This window comes from Micromonospora terminaliae, assembly GCF_009671205.1.
GTDB classification, from domain to species: domain Bacteria; phylum Actinomycetota; class Actinomycetes; order Mycobacteriales; family Micromonosporaceae; genus Micromonospora; species Micromonospora terminaliae.
In genome coordinates, this window is the sequence record NZ_CP045309.1 from 459,324 (window position 1) to 475,222 (window position 15,899).

The window sequence follows — 15,899 nt, forward strand, 5'->3', positions numbered from 1 at the left end:
GATGGCCACCGACTACGACGCCCCGCGTCGCGACGAGGTCGACCTCGGCGAGGACAGCCTGGAAGAGCTCAAGGCCCGGCGCGTCGACACACAGTCGGGCGCCGTGGACGTCGACGAGGCCGAGGTGGCCGAGAGCTTCGAGCTGCCCGGCGCCGACCTGGCCGACGAGGAGCTCACGGTCAAGGTGCTACCGATGCAGCAGGACGAGTTCCGGTGCGCCCGCTGCTTCCTGGTCCACCACCGCAGCCAGCTGGCGGTCGAGCGCAACGGCGAGCTGATCTGCCGCGAGTGCGTCTGACCCTGACCCGAGACACCGGCGGCGGCCTCCTCGACGGGGCCGCCGCTTATCGAGCCGCCGTGCGCCGGTGGCGGGAAGCTGCTTGACTCGTACCGGCGGCTGAAACGCCGCGCGGAGCAGGAGGGCGGACGGGTGAGCGAGCGCAGCGAGCGGGCCGACGGGCCGGGCGCCGAGGGGGACGGCGCCAACCGGACGACCGACGAGACGGCCCGCTCGGGCGCCGCCGCCGAGCCGACACCGCCGGGTGCGGACGGCGAGCGGCCCGGCGCGGACGGCGGCCAGCCGGGTGCGGACGCCGATCAGCTCGGCGCGACCGTCGCCGCGCTGACCGCGGACGACCTGCCCGTGGCCCGCCGCCGCCAGCTGCTCACCCGGCTCGTCGGTCAGGCCCGCGCCCGCGGCCTCTCCGACCTGTACAAGCCGAAGGCCGCGGTCCGCTGGATGGCCGACACCGTCGCCGAGATCGCCCCGCGCGTGCCGATCCGCGACCGGGCCACGCTCCAGAAGCACTTCCCGGGCCTGGACGACGACGCCCTCGCCGACCGGTTGATCCGCAACGCGGCCCGGGCCACCGCCGGCGTGGGGGCGGCCGGCGGCGGGGTCGCCGCGGTCGAGTGGGCGGTCACCCCGACCCTGCTCTCCGCTCCGGTACTCCTGGCCGCCGAGACGGTCGCCGTGGTGGCGATCGAGCTGAAGCTCATCGGCGAGCTGCACGAGGTGCACCGCATGCCGCTGCCCGCCGGCGGCGCGCAGCGGGCCGTGTCGCTCGTGCAGTCCTGGGCCACCCAGCGGGGCGTCAACCCGATGATGCCGGGGGTGGGAGTCAGCGCGGTGCTGGGCACCGCCGCCCGCCGCGAGCTGCGGGACAGCCTGCTGCGCCGCTTCGGCCGCAACCTCACCACGCTCGGCCCGTTCCTCACCGGCGCCGCCGTGGCCGGCTACCTCAACCGGCGGGCCACCCGCACCCTCGGCGACCAGCTCCGCAAGGACCTCCGCCACCAGGCCCGCGCGCTGCCCGGCTCGCACCCCTGACCCGGGGCGCCACCCGGCGGGTTCAGGCGGCGTCGCGGGCGGCGAGCAGGGCCGCGGCCAGCTCGACCGGCCGCCGGGAGCTGACCACCCAGAACGGGGTGGGGTCGTCGGGGTCGTCCAGCACCACCTGCACGGCGCCGCCGACCCAGGGGCGCTGCACCACGAAGGCGAGCGGGTCGGCGCCGACGCCGAGCACCTCGCGCCGGCCGGCCGCGTCCAGCGGCACCGCGTCCGCGACGTGGCGCACCGGCAGGCGCGCGTCGTCGACCCGCAGCTCACCGTCGCGCACGGCGACCCGGATCCGGCCCAGCCACCACAGGGTCGCCGCGGCCGCCGGGAGCAGCAGCACGAACGGCAGCCAGGCCCGGACGCCGGTCGCGCCCATCCACAGCTCGGCGGCGAGCAGCCCGGCGAGGGCCAGGCCGATCGGCCAGGCCCACCAGGGCAGCCCGAGGCGCTCCGAGTAGGCCGGGGTGGCGGCCACCGGGGCGGCCGGGGATGACGACTGACGCACACTCCGAGGGTACGGCGCGCGGGCGGCCGCCGAACCGGCAGGATGGCAGGGTCACCCCCGCTCGGACCGGACGGAAGAGGATCACCGTGACAGACGTCGTACCCGTGCCCGTACGGCAGCTCGACCCGGAGCTGCCGCTGCCGGCGTACGCCCATCCCGGGGACGCGGGCGCGGACCTGGTGGCCGCCGCGGACGTGGAGCTGCCGCCCGGCGGGCGGGCCCTGGTGCCGACCGGTGTGGCCATCGCGCTGCCGGAGGGCTACGTCGGGCTCGTGCACCCCCGATCGGGGCTGGCGGCCAGGCTCGGCGTGACGGTGCTCAACGCGCCCGGTACGGTCGACGCCGGCTACCGGGGTGAGATCCTGGTCAACCTGATCAATCATGATCGGGAGACGCCGGCGAAGATCAGCCGGGGCGACCGGATCGCGCAGCTCGTGGTGCAGCGGGTCGCCCGGGCCGCGTTCCAGCCGGTGGTCGAGCTGCCCGCGTCCCGGCGCGGGACCGGCGGGCACGGCTCCACGGGCGGGCACGCCGGGCTGGTCCCGGCTCCGGCGGGCGGGCGGACGGAAGAGGTGGCAGGGTGAGTGCGAACAGCGGAGGGTGGGCGCAGTGATCTTCTCCCGTAAGCGGGCCGAGGGCGCGCGGCACGCGCGTGACGAGCGGGACGCCGGGGTCCTCGACGAGGAGACCCCGCTGACGCCGGCCCGTGGCCCGTACGACGTGTCCGAGGCGCCGGACGCGCCCCGGCTCGACCTGGGCAGCCTGCAGATCCCGGCGGTGCCGGACGTCGAGGTGCGGGTACAGGCCGACCCGCAGGGCGTGATCCAGCAGGTGGTGCTGGTGCACGGCCAGAACGCCCTCCAGCTCGGCGTCTTCGCCGCGCCCCGCTCCGAGGGCATCTGGGACGAGGTGCGCGAGGAGATCCGGCAGTCGCTGTTCAACGACGGCGCCGCCGCCCAGGAGGTCGAGGGGGACTACGGCACCGAGCTGCGCGCCCGGGTCCGCACCCCGGACGGCATCACCGACCTGCGCTTCGTCGGCATCGACGGGCCGCGCTGGATGGTGCGCGGGGTCTACCAGGGCGAGGCCGCCACGAACCCGGCCGCCGCCGGCTCGCTCCAGGCGTGCCTGGACGGCCTCGTCGTCGACCGCGGCCAGGAGGCCAAGCCGGTGCGGGAGCCGCTGCCGCTGCGGCTGCCCCGCGAGGTGGCCGAGCAGCACGCCCAGCAGGAGGGCGCGCCGCAGCAGCGCGAGGCCTGAGCCCTCGCGCCGCAGCAGCGCGAGGCCTGAGGCCTGAGGCCTGAGGCCTGAGGCCTGAGGCTGAGGTCCGAGCACCGCGATCCGGGCCCGGTGGGAGTCGGCGTGACGTCGACGACGCCGGGCCCGTCGCGTGTGCGGCCCCGGCGGTGCCACGGTCCGACGCCGGTCCCGCCCGGGGGTGGGATCGGCGTACGCTGGCGGGACGGTTCCGGCAACCCGGGGCCGACCCAGAGCCGGCGCGAGCCGGCCGGCGTGGAGAGGGTGACGCGGAGGTCATGACGACCGACGAGAGCCGGGTGTCGCTGCGGCGGCTCCTGCAACGGCTCACCGCGAGCGAGGCCGAGATCGAGGCGGAGGAGCTGCGCCGGGAGAGCGCCGAGTGCGGCGGCGTGCCGGCCCAGCAGTGCATGCGCGGCCAGGTGGTCTCGGTGGCCGGGCGCCTGCGCACGGTGGTCTACACGCCCCGGACCAACCTGCCCACGCTGGAGGCCGACCTCTACGACGGCAGCGACGTGGTCACCCTGGTCTGGCTGGGCCGGCGGCACATCGCCGGCATCGAGCCGGGCCGGCACCTCACCGCCCGCGGCCGGGTGGCCGTACGGGACGACCGCAAGGTGATCTACAACCCGTACTACGAGCTGGAGTCGCCGAAGTGACGACCGGACAGCACACCGAGCCGGAGCTCGGGCCGGAGGACGAGCGGCTGCCCAGCATCGCCGAGCAGATGGCCGACCAGCTCGGCGGCTGGCGGGGCCTGGTCGAGTCGAGCATCCCCGTGGTGGTCTTCGTGATCGCCAACGTGGTCGGCGACCTGCGTCCCGCGGTGATCGCCTCCGTGGCGGTGGCGCTGCTGATCGCCGGGCTGCGGCTGGCGCAGCGCCGGCCGGTGCGGCACGCCGTCAACGGCCTGTTCGGCATCGCCGTCGGCGCGGCCATCGCCTGGCGCACCGGCGACGAGCGCGACTTCTACCTGCCCGGCATCCTCTACGGCATCGGCTACGGCCTGGCCCTGCTGCTCTCGGCGGCGATCCGGCAGCCGCTGGTCGGCTGGATCTGGTCGGTGCTGGTGGCCAAGGGTCGCTCCGAGTGGCGGGACGACCCGCGGCTGGTGCGCACCTTCACCCAGCTCACCGTGCTCTGGGGCGTGGTGTGGCTGGCCAAGGTCGGCGTGCAGGCCGGGCTCTACCTGGCCCACCAGGACACCGCGCTGGGCGTGGCCCGGCTCGCCCTCGGCTACCCGCCGTACGCGCTGCTGCTGCTGATCACCGTCTGGGTGGTGCGCCGGGTGACCCGGGAGACCGCGCCGGCGCCGCTGCGGGGGGCCTGAGCCCTCCGGGGCGCCGGCCGGTCAGGGGCGCTCGCGGTTGCGCTCGACGCTGTCCGGGCCGAGGATCACCGCCCGCACCTCGTCCTCCACGGCCGCGGTGCACACGAAGATCAGCTCGTCGCCGGCCTCGATCGGGTCGTCCGGGCTGGGCACCAGCACCCGCTTGCCGCGCAGGATCGCCACCAGCGCCGCGTCCCGGGGGATCGGCACGGCGTGGATGGGCTGCCCGACGTAGGGCGCGGTGGGCGGCAGGGTGATCTCGACGAGGTTCGCCTCGCCCTGGCGGAAGGTCATGAGGCGGACCAGGTCGCCGACCGTGACCGCCTCCTCGACCAGCGCGGCCATCACCCGCGGCTTGCTCACCGCGACGTCCACGCCCCACTGCTCGGTGAAGAGCCACTCGTTCTCGGCCCGGTTGACCCGGGCCACCACGCGAGGCACCGCGAACTCGGTCTTGGCCAGCAGCGACACCACCAGGTTGACCTTGTCGTCGCCCGTGGCGGCCACGACCACCTCGCAGCCGGCCACGTTGGCCTCCTCGAGGCTGGCCAGCTCGCAGGCGTCGGCGAGCACCCAGTCGGCGGCCGGCACCCGGTCGGGGCGGAGCATCTTGGGCTGGCGCTCGATCAGCATCACCTGGTGGCCGTTGTCGATCAGCTCCTGGGCGATCGACCGGCCCACGTTGCCCGCGCCGGCGATGGCGATGCGCATGCTCACTGCCCCCCTTCGGGCGGCGCCGCCGCCACCGAGGTGACCGAGGCGGTGATGTCGTCGGTCACCAGCATGAAGACCTGGTCGCCCTCCTGCACCACGGTGGAGGCGGTGGGCAGCGTGCCGATCCCGAACCGGATCAGGTAGGCCACCCGGGCGCCGGCGGCCTCCTCGAGGTGCCGCAGCGACCGGCCGATCCAGTCCTTGTGCACCGGCACCTCGATGATCGACACCGTACTCGTCGGGTCGCGGAAGATCTCCACGTTGCCCTCGGGGACGAGGTGGCGCAGCATCCGGTCGGCGGTCCACCGCACGGTGGCCACGGTGGGGATGCCGAGGCGCTCGTAGACCTGGGCGCGGCGCTGGTCGTAGATCCGGGCGGCCACCCGGGACACGCCGAAGGTCTCCCGGGCCAGGCGCGCGGAGATGATGTTGGAGTTGTCGCCGCTGGAGACCGCGGCGAAGGCGTCGGCGCGCTCGATGCCCGCCTGGCGCAGCACCTCGCCGTCGAAGCCGGCCCCGGTGACCGTGATGCCGGCGAAGTCCGGCCCGAGGCGGCGGAACGCGTCCGCGTCCTGGTCGATCACCGCCACCGAGTGCCCCCGGGACTCCAGGCTGTGGGCCAGGGTCGACCCGACCCGGCCGCAGCCCATGATCACGACATGCACGGTGTCCGCTCCTCCCACGGTGCCGCCCGCTGGCCCGTCGTGTGCGAGCCTGCCACGTTCCCGCTGCGGGCGGAGGACCGAACGGTACCGCGCGGGCGCGGGCGGGGCGATCAGGCACCCCCACCGCCCGGCGCGCGGTGGTCGTACTCTTGGCGCTTGTGGCCAGACCCACCTCGCTGCTGAAGCGACTCCTCCTCGGTCGACCGTTCCGGTCCGACCGCCTCCAGCACACCCTCCTGCCGAAGCGCATCGCGCTGCCGGTCTTCGCCTCCGACGCGCTCTCCAGCGTCGCCTACGCCCCGGACGAGATCCTGCTGACGCTCTCCATCGCGGGCGCGTCGGCCTTCATCTTCTCGCCGTGGATCGCGCTCGCGGTCGTCGTGGTGATGCTGACCGTGGTGGCCAGCTACCGGCAGAACGTGCACGCCTACCCCTCCGGCGGCGGCGACTACGAGGTGGCGACGGTCAACCTGGGGCCGCGGGCCGGGCTCGCGGTGGCCAGCGCGCTGCTGGTCGACTACGTGCTCACCGTGGCGGTGTCCGTCTCCTCGGGTGTGGCGAACCTGGGCTCGGTGGTGCCGTTCGTGGCCACCCACAAGGTGCTCATCGCGGTCAGCGCGGTCGTGCTGCTCACCGCCATGAACCTGCGCGGCCTGCGCGAGTCGGGCACGGCGTTCGCCATCCCCACCTACGGCTTCGTGATCGTCATCGGCGGCATGCTGCTGACCGGGCTGTTCCGGATCTTCATCCTCGGTGAGGACCTCCGGGCGCCGAGCGCGGGCCTGGAGATCCACGCCGAGCACAGCGTGACCGGCTTCGCCCTGATCTTCCTGCTCCTGCGGACCTTCTCCTCCGGCTGCGCGGCGCTCACCGGTGTGGAGGCGATCTCCAACGGCGTGCCGGCGTTCAAGACGCCGAAGTCGAAGAACGCGGCGACCACCCTGCTGCTGCTCGGCACCATCGCGGTCAGCATGCTGGTCGGCATCATCCTGCTGGCCCGCAGGACCGGCCTCCAGTTCGTCGAGAGCCCGTCCCAGATCGTCTCCGGGCCGGACGGCTACGTGCAGAAGACCGTCACCGCGCAGCTCGGCGAGACCGTGTTCGGCGACGGCTCGGTGCTGCTCTACGTGGTGGCCGGGATGACCGCGCTGATCCTGTTCCTGGCCGCGAACACCGCCTTCAACGGCTTCCCGGTGCTCGGCTCGATCCTGGCCCAGGACCGCTACCTGCCCCGCCAGCTGCACACCCGGGGCGACCGGCTGGCGTTCTCCAACGGCATCGTCTTCCTGGCCGTCGCCGCCGTCGTGCTCATCATCGGCTTCCAGGCCGAGGTGACCCGGCTCATCCAGCTCTACATCGTCGGGGTGTTCGTCTCGTTCACCCTGTCCCAGGCCGGCATGATCCGGCACTGGAACCGGCACCTGCGCACCGAGCGGGACCCGGCGGCGCGCGCCCGGATGGTCCGCTCCCGGGCCATCAACGCGTTCGGCATGGCGCTGACCGGCGTGGTGCTGATCATCGTGCTGGTCACCAAGTTCCTGCTGGGCGCCTGGATCGCCATCGCCGCCATGGCGGTGATCTACCTGCTCATGCTGGCCATCCGCCGGCACTACGACCGGGTCTCCGCGGAGCTGGAGCCGACCGAGCAGCGGGCCGTGCTGCCCGCCCGCAACCACGCCATCGTGCTGGTCAGCAAGCTGCACCAGCCGACGCTGCGGGCCATCGCCTACGCCCGGGCGACCCGGCCGGACACGCTCACCGCGGTGACCGTGAACGTCGACGAGAAGGACACGCGGGACCTCCAGGCGGACTGGGAGCGGCGGGAGCTGCCGGTGCCGCTCACCGTGATCGACTCCCCGTACCGGGAGATCACCCGGCCGATCCTCAACTTCGTGGCGTCGACCCGCCGGGAGTCGCCCCGCGACGTGGTCACCGTCTTCATCCCCGAGTACGTGGTGGGCCGCTGGTGGGAGAACCTGCTGCACAACCAGAGCGCGCTGCGGCTCAAGGGACGGCTGCTCTTCGAACCGGGCGTCATGGTCACCAGCGTGCCCTGGCAGCTCGCCTCGACCGCCACCAAGAACCTGGACCGGCTGGACGCCACCCTCACCCGCGGCCCGGCGCGCGGCCCCCGGGTGGCCCCCCGCAGCACCCTGCCGCCCAGCGTCCCGCCGGTGGTCTCGGCGCCGCCCGGCGAGAGCGGCGCGGGGGACCGCCCGTGACGGCGCCGGCCCGCAGCGGGCTGGAGGAGGCCGAGCGGGTCGAGCTGACCGTGGACGCGGTCGCCCCCGGTGGGCACTGTGTGGCCCGGGTCGGCGGCCAGGTGGTCTTCGTCCGGCACGCGCTGCCCGGCGAGCGGGTCGTGGCCGAGGTGACCGAGCTGCACCGGGGCTTCGCCCGCGCCGACGCCGTGGAGATCCTGACCGCGTCGCCGGACCGCGTCGAGCAGCCCTGCCCGTACGCGAAGCCGGGCCGCTGCGGCGGCTGCGACCTCCAGCACGTCACCCCGGCCGCCCAGCTCGACTGGAAGGCCGCCGTGGTGCGCGAGCAGCTCACCCGGCTGGGCGGGCTCACCGGCGACCAGGTCGACGCCCTCGGCGTCCGGGTCGAGGCGCTGCCCGGCGGGCCGCTGGGCTGGCGCTCCCGGGTCCGGTACGCCGTCGACGCGGCCGGCCGGGCCGGGCTGCTGAAGCACCGCTCGCACGAGGTGGTGCCGATCGACCGCTGCCTCATCGCCCACCCGGCCATCCAGGACCTGCCGGTGCTCCCCCCGACCGGGGCGAGCTGGCCGGACGCCGACGCCGTCGAGACGGTCGCCTCCACGGGGGGCGACGTGAGCGTCGTGGCGTACGCCGAGGGGGTCCCCACCCCGGTCAGCGGCCCGGCGGAGGTCCGCGAGACGGCCGCCGGCCGCGACTGGACGCTGCCCGCGTCCGGCTTCTGGCAGGTGCACCCGGCCGCCGCCGACACCCTGGTCGGGGCGGTCCTCGACCTGCTCGACCCGCGGTCCGGCGAGACCGCCTGGGACCTCTACGGCGGCGCCGGGCTGTTCGCCGCGGCCCTCGCCGGCCGGGTCGGCGACGCCCGGGTCACGCTCGTCGAGTCCAGCCAGGACGGGGTGGACGCGGCGCGGGCCAACCTGGCCGACCTGCCCCGGGTCGAGGTGGTCGCCGCCCGGGTGGAGACCGCGCTGGCCCGCCGCCGGGTCACCGGCCCCGTCGACCTCGTGGTGCTCGACCCGCCGCGCTCCGGCGCGGGCGCCCCGGTGGTGCGGGACATCGTGGCCGCCCGGCCGCGCGCGGTCGCGTACGTGGCCTGCGACCCGGCCGCCTTCGCCCGGGACGTGCGCACCTTCACCGGGGCTGGCTGGCGGCTCGCCGCCCTGCGCGGCTTCGACCTGTTCCCGATGACCCAGCACGTCGAGCTGGTCGGTCTGTTCCTGCCACCCGAGTCGTGACTAGCCTGGCCCGATGAAGATCGTCGGGCTGATGTCGGGCACCTCGTACGACGGGGTGGACGTGGTGGCGGCCGAGTTCACCCGGGACGGGGACACGCTGCGGCTGCGCCCGCTCGGGCACCGCAGCCTGGACTACCCCGACGACCTGCGGGCCGAGATCGGTGCGCTGCTGCCACCGGCGGCCACCACCATCGAGGCGGTCTGCCGGCTCGACAACCGGCTCGGCGAGGTCTTCGCCGAGGCGGCGGCGGCCGGCGTCGAGCTGGCCGGCGGCACGGCCGACGCGGTGGTCTCCCACGGGCAGACCGTCTTCCACTGGGTCGAGGCGGGGCACGTGCGGGGCACCCTCCAGCTCGGCGCGCCGGCCCGGGTGGCCGCCCGCGTCGGCGTACCCGTGTTGCACGACCTGCGGTCGGCGGACGTGGCGGCCGGCGGCCAGGGCGCGCCGCTGGTCCCGGCGTTCGACGCGCTGCTGCTCGACGCGGCCACCGCTCCGCGCGACGCGCGGAGCTCAGACGGAATTGCGCCGCGAGCCGCACTGAATCTCGGCGGCATCGCCAACCTCACCGTGGTCGCACCGGGGGCGCCGGTCCTCGGGTACGACGTGGGCCCGGCCAACGCCCTCCTGGACGCGGCGGCCCGGCGCTTCCTGGACCGCCCTTGCGACCTGGACGGGGCGCGGGCGGCGGCCGGCCGGTTGCATTCGCGGCTGCTGGGGTTGCTGCTCGACGAGCCCTACTATGCCGCGGCGGCCCCGAAGTCGACCGGCAAGGAGCTGTTCCACGCCGGCTACCTCGACGCGAAACTGGCCGCCCTGGGGGAGCCGGTGGGCGCCGACGACGTGCTCGCCACGCTGACCGTGCTGACCGCGGCCACCGTGGCCGCCGAGTGCGCCCGACACGGGGTGACCGAGGTCATCGCGGCCGGTGGGGGAGTGCGCAATCCCACACTGATGTTCCGGCTGGTCGAACTCGCCGAGGGGCGCTGGCGGCTGCGGACCACCGACGAGCTGGGGGTGCCGGCCCAGGCGAAGGAGGCGTACGCGTTCGCCCTGCTGGGGTGGCTCTCCTGGCACGGGCTGCCCGGGGCCATCCCCTCGGTCACCGGGGCCTCCCGGGCGGCCGTGCTCGGCTCCTGGACCCCCTCCGGCCCCCCGTTCGCCGCGGCGCCGGCGGATCCGCCCCGCCGGCTGGTCGTCACCCCCTGATCGGGGGCCTGACCTGGGAAGATCCACGGCCGGGCTGCGGGCTGTCGGGTGGCCGATAGACTCTTCGGTCATGAGTGTTGAAGAGGGCACGGCCAACCACGGTCGGCTGCTGGGCACCGTCCGCGGCCCGCAGGACGTGAAGCGGATGACGGCCGAGCAGCTGGACATCCTCGCCGCCGAGATCCGGGACTTCCTGATCGCCAAGGTCTCCCGCACCGGCGGGCACGTCGGCCCCAACCTGGGCGTGGTCGAGCTGACCCTGGCCATGCACCGGGTCTTCGACTCGCCGCGCGACCGGCTCCTGTTCGACACCGGGCACCAGGCGTACGTGCACAAGATCGTCACCGGCCGGCAGGACGGCTTCGACAAGCTCCGCCAGCGCGGCGGCCTCTCCGGCTACCCGAGCCAGGCGGAGAGCGAGCACGACCTCATCGAGAACTCCCACGCCTCCACGGCGCTCTCCTACGCCGACGGCCTCGCCAAGGCGTACGCGCTGCGCGGCGAGAAGCGCAGCGTCGTGGCCGTGGTCGGCGACGGCGCCCTCACCGGCGGCATGTGCTGGGAGGCGCTCAACAACATCGCCACCGCCGGCAACCCGCTCGTCATCGTGGTCAACGACAACGGCCGGTCCTACTCGCCGACCATCGGCGGCCTCGCCGACCACCTGTCGTCGCTGCGGCTCAACCCCGGCTACGAGAAGGTGCTCGACACCGTCAAGGAGGCCCTCGGCTCGACCCCGCTGGTCGGCAAGCCGATGTACGAGGTGCTGCACGCGGTCAAGAAGGGCATCAAGGACGCGGTCGCCCCGCAGGCCATGTTCGAGGACCTGGGCATCAAGTACGTCGGCCCGGTCGACGGCCACGACGTCCCCGCGATCGAGTCGGCGCTGCGCGCCGCCAAGAACTTCGGTGGCCCCGTGATAGTCCACGCGGTCACCCGCAAGGGCTACGGCTACCGCGCGGCCGAGGAGGACGAGGCGGACCGCCTGCACGGCCCGGGCGGCGCGTTCGACATCGAGACCGGCAAGCTGCTCGCCGCGCCGTCGGTGAAGTGGACCCACGTCTTCGCCGACGAGCTGGTCTCCATCGCCGACGAGCGGCCCGACGTGGTCGGCATCACCGCCGCCATGGCCGAGCCGACCGGCATCGCCACCCTGGCCCGCAAGTACCCGAACCGGGTCTACGACGTGGGCATCGCCGAGCAGCACGCCGCCACCTCGGCGGCCGGCCTCGCCATGGGCGGCCTGCACCCGGTGGTCGCCGTCTACGCCACCTTCCTCAACCGCGCCTTCGACCAGGTCCTGCTCGACGTGGCCATGCACAAGCTGCCGGTCACCTTCGTGCTCGACCGGGCCGGCATCACCGGTCCCGACGGGCCCAGCCACTACGGCATCTGGGACATGTCGGTGTTCGGCGTGGTGCCCGGCCTGCGCATCGCGGCGCCCCGCGACTCGGCCACGCTGCGCGAGGAGCTGCGCGAGGCGGTCGCCGTGGACGACGGCCCGACCATCCTGCGCTTCCCGACCGGCACCGTGGCCGCCGACCTCCCGGCCGTGCGCCGGGTCGGCCCGGTCGACGTGCTGGCCGAGTCGGCGCGTACCGACGTGCTGCTCGTCGCGGTCGGCTCCTTCGCCGGCCTCGGCATGGAGGTCGCCACCCGGGTCGCCGAGCAGGGGTACGGCGTGACCGTGGTCGACCCGCGGTGGGTGCGGCCCGTGCCGGCCGAGCTGGTCGAGCTGGCCGCCGGTCACCGGCTCGTCGTCACCGTCGAGGACGGGGTCCGGGTCGGGGGCGTCGGCTCCGCCCTCGCTCAGGCCATGCGGGACGCCGACGTTCGGGTGCCGGTGAAGGACCTGGGCGTGCCAGCGGACTGGCACCCGCACGGGACGCGGGCGCAGATCCTCGCGGACCTGGGGCTGACGGCGCAGGACGTGGCGCGGGATGTGACCGGGTGGATCTCGGGGCTGGACGCGCAGTCGGTGGACCCGGCCGCCGACGAGGCGACCGCCAAGAATTGATCTCAGCTACGCCGAACCGGGCGGTCCTGCCACGCGCGGGGCCGCCCGTTCGCGTCGTTGACCGCGCCTGAGCGCTCTCGGCTAACCCTCTGCCGATGAATGAGGCTGCCCATCGTCGTTCGCTGTCTCTAGCAGGCGCGCAACCCTCAACAGGTCCCGGGCGCGGGAGTAGGCGACCGGGTCGTCGGCCCAGAGATCAGGCTGCATACGTCCTTCAAGCTCCGCGGCGGCCAGAACGAGGAGCTGCCGTTGCTCCGATGTCAGCTCGCCACCCGACGACAGAGCAGCGGCAACGAGGACGTCGACGGTGTTGCCGGCCTCGTCAGCTGTAACCCTCAACGCGGGACGGCGCGTGCGGCTCCAATAGCGCAGGGCGGACAAGGCGGCCGACCTGGCCGCGCCGTACCAGATCGGCGGAGAGCCGTTCGGGTTGCGATCCTGAGCGGGCGGAATCCGTTGGCCACTTTGCTTGGCCTGCCGGCGGCTGTGCGCGTAATCCCGCATGTCAGCATGCCACTGAGCGCGGCTTGCCTCTATGGCGTCGAGCGCCTTCAGGAGCGCGGCCTCGTCTCGCTGAAACGGACCTGCGATCTCCTTCAGGAAGCCCAGCGTCGCGTGGAATCCGATCGGTCGGTAGAGCTGAACGCAGGATCGCAGAGCCGACACGCGGAGGCCGTAGGGCAGAGACCTGTCACGGACCTTCCGCGCGTACGTGCCGAAACTCACCGAGCGAGGGTAGCCGCAGGCGCAAAGCCTGCGAGGGCGCGCCGAGTCTGTCTGTCCGCCTCAGTCCAGCCACTCCGGTTCCGCGCCACGGATGCCACGTCGCGCCACGGATGCCACGTGGGTGGTCACCGGCCGCTTCGTCTGCGAGCAGGGCCCCGTGGCGGCATAGAGGCCAGTAATGTCGATGCATGGATCTGCGCTGGTCGAGGCCAATCGAAGGTTGTTCACCCACACGACTCGGGAGATCGCGCGCGTGAGCGGGTCGATGGAAGTACGGCATGCGACCCTCGCCGATCTGGACGGAATCATCGACGTGCACACCCAGGCACGTCTGGCCTATTACGGAGCCGGCGGCCTGACCTCCGAATCCATCGTGAATCCCACGCTGGAGCGCGAACAGCGAACCGGTTGGACGGCGGCGATCGGGTCACCCCGCAAGAGGGTCATGTGCGCTGTCGTCGGAGACCGCATCGTCGGCATCGCCGCGATGGGTCCTCCGCTGTCGTCGCAGGTGGACGCCGGCACGGTGGGCCAGTTGTACCAGATCCACGTCGTCCCCGGCAGTTGGCGGAAGGGTATCGGCAGCACCCTGCACGCGCTCTTCGTGCGATACCTGGAGGAGATCCCACTGCCGACCGGTCTGCTCGAAGTCTGGGAGCGAAACAGCCGTGCGCGAGCGTTCTACACCAGACACGGCTGGAAGCCGGACGGTGAATTTCGGGAAGGACCAGACAACTCCAAATACATCGGTATGCGGCTGGAGTTGATGGCCCACCGTGCGGCGGCCTCTACTCCTCCTCAGGAGGAGGGCTAAGCCAGGCGAGAGGTTGTCCGCTGAGGGCGGCGTCCGCGAGGCGGTGGGCGGATGCGGTCTTGAGCGCGGCCCGTGAGCTGTCGATCCAGCGCTGGACGTTGTCGACGCCCTGATGGCGGTACTCGACAGCTTGGACCAGGCATTCGAGCTTGTCGGCGTCGCGGGCGACGACGGCTTCCAGAGTCTCGCCGGCTTCGTACTCGGCAACGGCGGCGGCGATGACGTCGGCGACAGCCGGTGGGCAGTCCGCCACCTGATCCGCGGTCACTGCGGTGTTCGGCGCGGCGGTGAGATAGCGCTTGGCGATGTGGGGGATGTCGGTGATCCGGGTTTCCTGGGTGTCGTGCAGGACGCAGAGCATGGACACCCGGGCCGGGTCGGCGCCTTCCATGGCGGCGAGCATCATGCCGATGAGCGCGGTGCGGAACGAGTGCTCCGCGATGGATTCGGGGTGCTTCACGCCGGCGAACCACCAGCCGGTGCGGGCGGCGCGCTTGAGCACGCCGGCTTCGAAGATGAAGGTCATCGCCCCGGCAACGTCGTGATCGTCGCTCATCTGCCCATCCCTGTGCCGGTGAGTCCGTCTGCGCGCAGGCTGTAGACGATAGACGTTAGTTCCTGCCGGGATTGCGCGGAGATTCGGTCGCTGTCCAGCAGCGTGGTAGCTCGGTCGGCAAGCGCCCGTCCGGTGGCGGGATCACCAATTGCGAGGCCGCGCCGTGCGGTGAGCAGGGCCCAGACGTTGTGAATGTTGAGGTCCACGAACGGATGCCCCACATCGAGTCGCTGGACGAGGTGCCGCAGGAGACGGGAGCCGCGCCAGTCGGTGAGGGCGGCTGGCATGAACGAGTCGTCGCGTTCCCGATAGGGAATCTCGCCAACCCAGTAGGCCGAGTAGTTGAGGGCTGCCCGTTCGCAAGCGTCGTCCGGGTGCGCCCGGGCGATGAAGTGCCGCAGTGGTTCGGGGTCGCCCTGGTTCGCCAGCGAGGTCACCACTGAGCGGACGTCAGGCCATAGCGGTGACCAGGTGTGGAAGGCGGGCGCCTGGCGGGCTGTCCGGGTGTTGCTCTGGGTCAGCCAGGCGGCGGACGCTCTGGTGGGATCCATGCCGGCCAGGAAGCAGGCTTGCCGGTGCAGCAGAACGTGCGGATGACGCCTGGCGGCGGAACGGTCGGCGAGGACGTGCAGGTGCGCGAAGAAGCTGCGCCGCTCGTCGGCGGGCAGGAACGGCCCTGTCGCCACCGGTCCTCGTCTGTGCTGCGGTAGCGGCAGGCCCCTGATGAAGGTGGGGGTCTGCCCCAGGACGGCCCAGAGGATCAGATCGGCGAGACGGTGGGTGAGCACAGACCAGCCGAGGGGCTGGTCAGTCACGTCGGTGCGCTCGACCTGCCCGTCCAAGACTGCGGTGAGGATGAAGTCTGCTTCGGCCGCGTCGTCGAGCGCGGCGAGAAGGCTGGTGTTCGCTCCGAATCGTCCGAGCCTCTGGCGGATGGCAATCGCCTGTCCGAACGGCACGGCTGTGAACGGCCGGCGTCCTGACTCCCAGCTCTGCACAGTGGCACGGTCGATGTCGAGTTCGGCGGCGAGCTGCTCTTGGGTGAGCGGGATGGACTCCCGGATGAGCTTCACCAGGTAGCCCGTTACTTCACCGCGCTGCGGTGCTGATCGTCTGCGACCTGCCATCCGACATCCCTACGTTGACCGGTGGTCGACGTTTCCTGCCGGAGCGTTCCTCGCAGCGGGAAACATGCCCTGCTCACCCGTACTGCTGGTGAGTCCAACGACCATCGTCGTGATCGTAGCGTCGCAGTTACCGAGCGTTCCAGAGCCGGTCCCGTAGTTCGGGGTCGGTCATGTCGCGCTGCCCT

At 73.0% G+C, this 15,899-nt stretch carries 17 protein-coding genes; 11 read left to right on the forward strand and 6 right to left on the reverse strand.

Translation table 11 applies throughout. The features are described 5' to 3' along the window. Window position 1: 1 nt before the first annotated feature. Both GCE86_RS02135 and GCE86_RS02140 read left to right on the forward strand, forming a co-directional pair. Window positions 2-298: a DUF4193 domain-containing protein gene (locus tag GCE86_RS02135; protein WP_091269374.1), complete on the forward strand. Its 297-nt coding sequence runs from the start codon at window positions 2-4 to the stop codon at window positions 296-298. Window positions 299-430: 132 nt separating this feature from the next. Further along, a complete protein-coding gene (locus GCE86_RS02140) occupies window positions 431-1,330 on the forward strand; it encodes a hypothetical protein (protein WP_154225339.1) in 900 nt (299 codons plus the stop codon). Between the two features lie 22 nt (window positions 1,331-1,352). Here GCE86_RS02140 and GCE86_RS02145 read toward each other — a convergent pair whose 3' ends face one another. Next, on the reverse strand, window positions 1,353-1,844 hold the full coding sequence (locus tag GCE86_RS02145) for a DUF3093 domain-containing protein (protein ID WP_154225340.1): 492 nt from the start codon (window positions 1,842-1,844) through the stop codon (window positions 1,353-1,355). Between the two features lie 86 nt (window positions 1,845-1,930). Here GCE86_RS02145 and dut point away from each other — a divergent pair, with 86 nt between their 5' ends. From dut to GCE86_RS02165, 4 genes are all read left to right on the forward strand, one after another. Further along, entirely contained in the window at window positions 1,931-2,428 is a 498-nt protein-coding gene (gene dut, locus GCE86_RS02150; RefSeq protein WP_208818063.1) for a dUTP diphosphatase, read from the forward strand. A 25-nt stretch (window positions 2,429-2,453) separates the two neighbouring features. Further along, window positions 2,454-3,104 carry a DUF3710 domain-containing protein gene (locus GCE86_RS02155; protein WP_154225341.1) on the forward strand — a complete coding sequence of 217 codons (651 nt, stop codon included), beginning with the start codon at window positions 2,454-2,456 and terminating at the stop codon, window positions 3,102-3,104. Window positions 3,105-3,379: 275 nt separating this feature from the next. After that, window positions 3,380-3,760 carry an OB-fold nucleic acid binding domain-containing protein gene (locus tag GCE86_RS02160; protein WP_154225342.1) on the forward strand — a complete coding sequence of 127 codons (381 nt, stop codon included), beginning with the start codon at window positions 3,380-3,382 and terminating at the stop codon, window positions 3,758-3,760. Further along, window positions 3,757-4,431, forward strand: a complete 675-nt coding sequence (locus GCE86_RS02165; RefSeq protein WP_154225343.1) for a DUF3159 domain-containing protein — start codon at window positions 3,757-3,759, stop codon at window positions 4,429-4,431. Before GCE86_RS02160 ends, GCE86_RS02165 begins: the two co-directional genes overlap by 4 nt. 21 nt (window positions 4,432-4,452) lie before the next feature. Here the strand turns inward: GCE86_RS02165 and GCE86_RS02170 are convergent, their stop codons facing one another. Both GCE86_RS02170 and GCE86_RS02175 read right to left on the reverse strand, forming a co-directional pair. Further along, complete coding sequence (locus GCE86_RS02170) at window positions 4,453-5,142, reverse strand: potassium channel family protein (RefSeq protein WP_154225344.1); 690 nt, start codon at window positions 5,140-5,142, stop codon at window positions 4,453-4,455. A gap of 2 nt (window positions 5,143-5,144) precedes the next feature. Next, window positions 5,145-5,810, reverse strand: coding sequence for a potassium channel family protein (locus GCE86_RS02175; protein ID WP_154225345.1), 666 nt, complete (start codon window positions 5,808-5,810; stop codon window positions 5,145-5,147). A gap of 158 nt (window positions 5,811-5,968) precedes the next feature. Between GCE86_RS02175 and GCE86_RS02180 the strand changes: the two genes are divergently transcribed. From GCE86_RS02180 to dxs, 4 genes are all read left to right on the forward strand, one after another. Continuing rightward, on the forward strand, window positions 5,969-8,032 hold the full coding sequence (locus GCE86_RS02180; protein WP_154225346.1) for an APC family permease: 2,064 nt from the start codon (window positions 5,969-5,971) through the stop codon (window positions 8,030-8,032). Continuing rightward, entirely contained in the window at window positions 8,029-9,267 is a 1,239-nt protein-coding gene (locus GCE86_RS02185; protein WP_154225347.1) for a class I SAM-dependent RNA methyltransferase, read from the forward strand. The genes GCE86_RS02180 and GCE86_RS02185 overlap by 4 nt, the downstream gene beginning before the upstream one ends. 13 nt (window positions 9,268-9,280) lie before the next feature. Beyond that, window positions 9,281-10,474, forward strand: a complete 1,194-nt coding sequence (locus GCE86_RS02190) for an anhydro-N-acetylmuramic acid kinase (protein WP_154225348.1) — start codon at window positions 9,281-9,283, stop codon at window positions 10,472-10,474. A 70-nt stretch (window positions 10,475-10,544) separates the two neighbouring features. Beyond that, the gene (dxs, locus tag GCE86_RS02195) at window positions 10,545-12,491 is read left to right on the forward strand and encodes a 1-deoxy-D-xylulose-5-phosphate synthase (RefSeq protein ID WP_154225349.1); all 1,947 of its coding nucleotides are present in this window, start codon (window positions 10,545-10,547) and stop codon (window positions 12,489-12,491) included. An 81-nt stretch (window positions 12,492-12,572) separates the two neighbouring features. Here dxs and GCE86_RS02200 read toward each other — a convergent pair whose 3' ends face one another. After that, entirely contained in the window at window positions 12,573-13,217 is a 645-nt protein-coding gene (locus tag GCE86_RS02200; RefSeq protein WP_154225350.1) for a hypothetical protein, read from the reverse strand. A gap of 178 nt (window positions 13,218-13,395) precedes the next feature. Between GCE86_RS02200 and GCE86_RS02205 the strand changes: the two genes are divergently transcribed. Continuing rightward, entirely contained in the window at window positions 13,396-14,031 is a 636-nt protein-coding gene (locus GCE86_RS02205; RefSeq protein WP_239542792.1) for a GNAT family N-acetyltransferase, read from the forward strand. Here the strand turns inward: GCE86_RS02205 and GCE86_RS02210 are convergent. Both GCE86_RS02210 and GCE86_RS02215 read right to left on the reverse strand, forming a co-directional pair. After that, window positions 14,006-14,587, reverse strand: a complete 582-nt coding sequence (locus GCE86_RS02210) for an HD domain-containing protein (RefSeq protein WP_154225351.1) — start codon at window positions 14,585-14,587, stop codon at window positions 14,006-14,008. The genes GCE86_RS02205 and GCE86_RS02210 overlap by 26 nt on opposite strands. Further along, complete coding sequence (locus GCE86_RS02215; protein ID WP_154225352.1) at window positions 14,584-15,714, reverse strand: helix-turn-helix domain-containing protein; 1,131 nt, start codon at window positions 15,712-15,714, stop codon at window positions 14,584-14,586. The genes GCE86_RS02210 and GCE86_RS02215 overlap by 4 nt, the downstream gene beginning before the upstream one ends. Window positions 15,715-15,899: the final 185 nt, after the last annotated feature.

Bases quoted from the DNA above. Each gene is read 5' to 3' on its own strand.
- GCE86_RS02135 (WP_091269374.1), top strand. From the start codon at position 2: ATGGCCACCGACTACGACGCCCCGCGTCGCGACGAGGTCGACCTCGGC.
- GCE86_RS02160 (WP_154225342.1), top strand. From the start codon at position 3,380: ATGACGACCGACGAGAGCCGGGTGTCGCTGCGGCGGCTCCTGCAACGG.
- GCE86_RS02170 (WP_154225344.1), bottom strand. From the start codon at position 5,142: ATGCGCATCGCCATCGCCGGCGCGGGCAACGTGGGCCGGTCGATCGCC.
- GCE86_RS02190 (WP_154225348.1), top strand. From the start codon at position 9,281: ATGAAGATCGTCGGGCTGATGTCGGGCACCTCGTACGACGGGGTGGAC.
- dxs (WP_154225349.1), top strand. From the start codon at position 10,545: ATGAGTGTTGAAGAGGGCACGGCCAACCACGGTCGGCTGCTGGGCACC.
- GCE86_RS02205 (WP_239542792.1), top strand. From the start codon at position 13,396: ATGTCGATGCATGGATCTGCGCTGGTCGAGGCCAATCGAAGGTTGTTC.
- GCE86_RS02210 (WP_154225351.1), bottom strand. From the start codon at position 14,587: ATGAGCGACGATCACGACGTTGCCGGGGCGATGACCTTCATCTTCGAA.
- GCE86_RS02215 (WP_154225352.1), bottom strand. From the start codon at position 15,714: ATGGCAGGTCGCAGACGATCAGCACCGCAGCGCGGTGAAGTAACGGGC.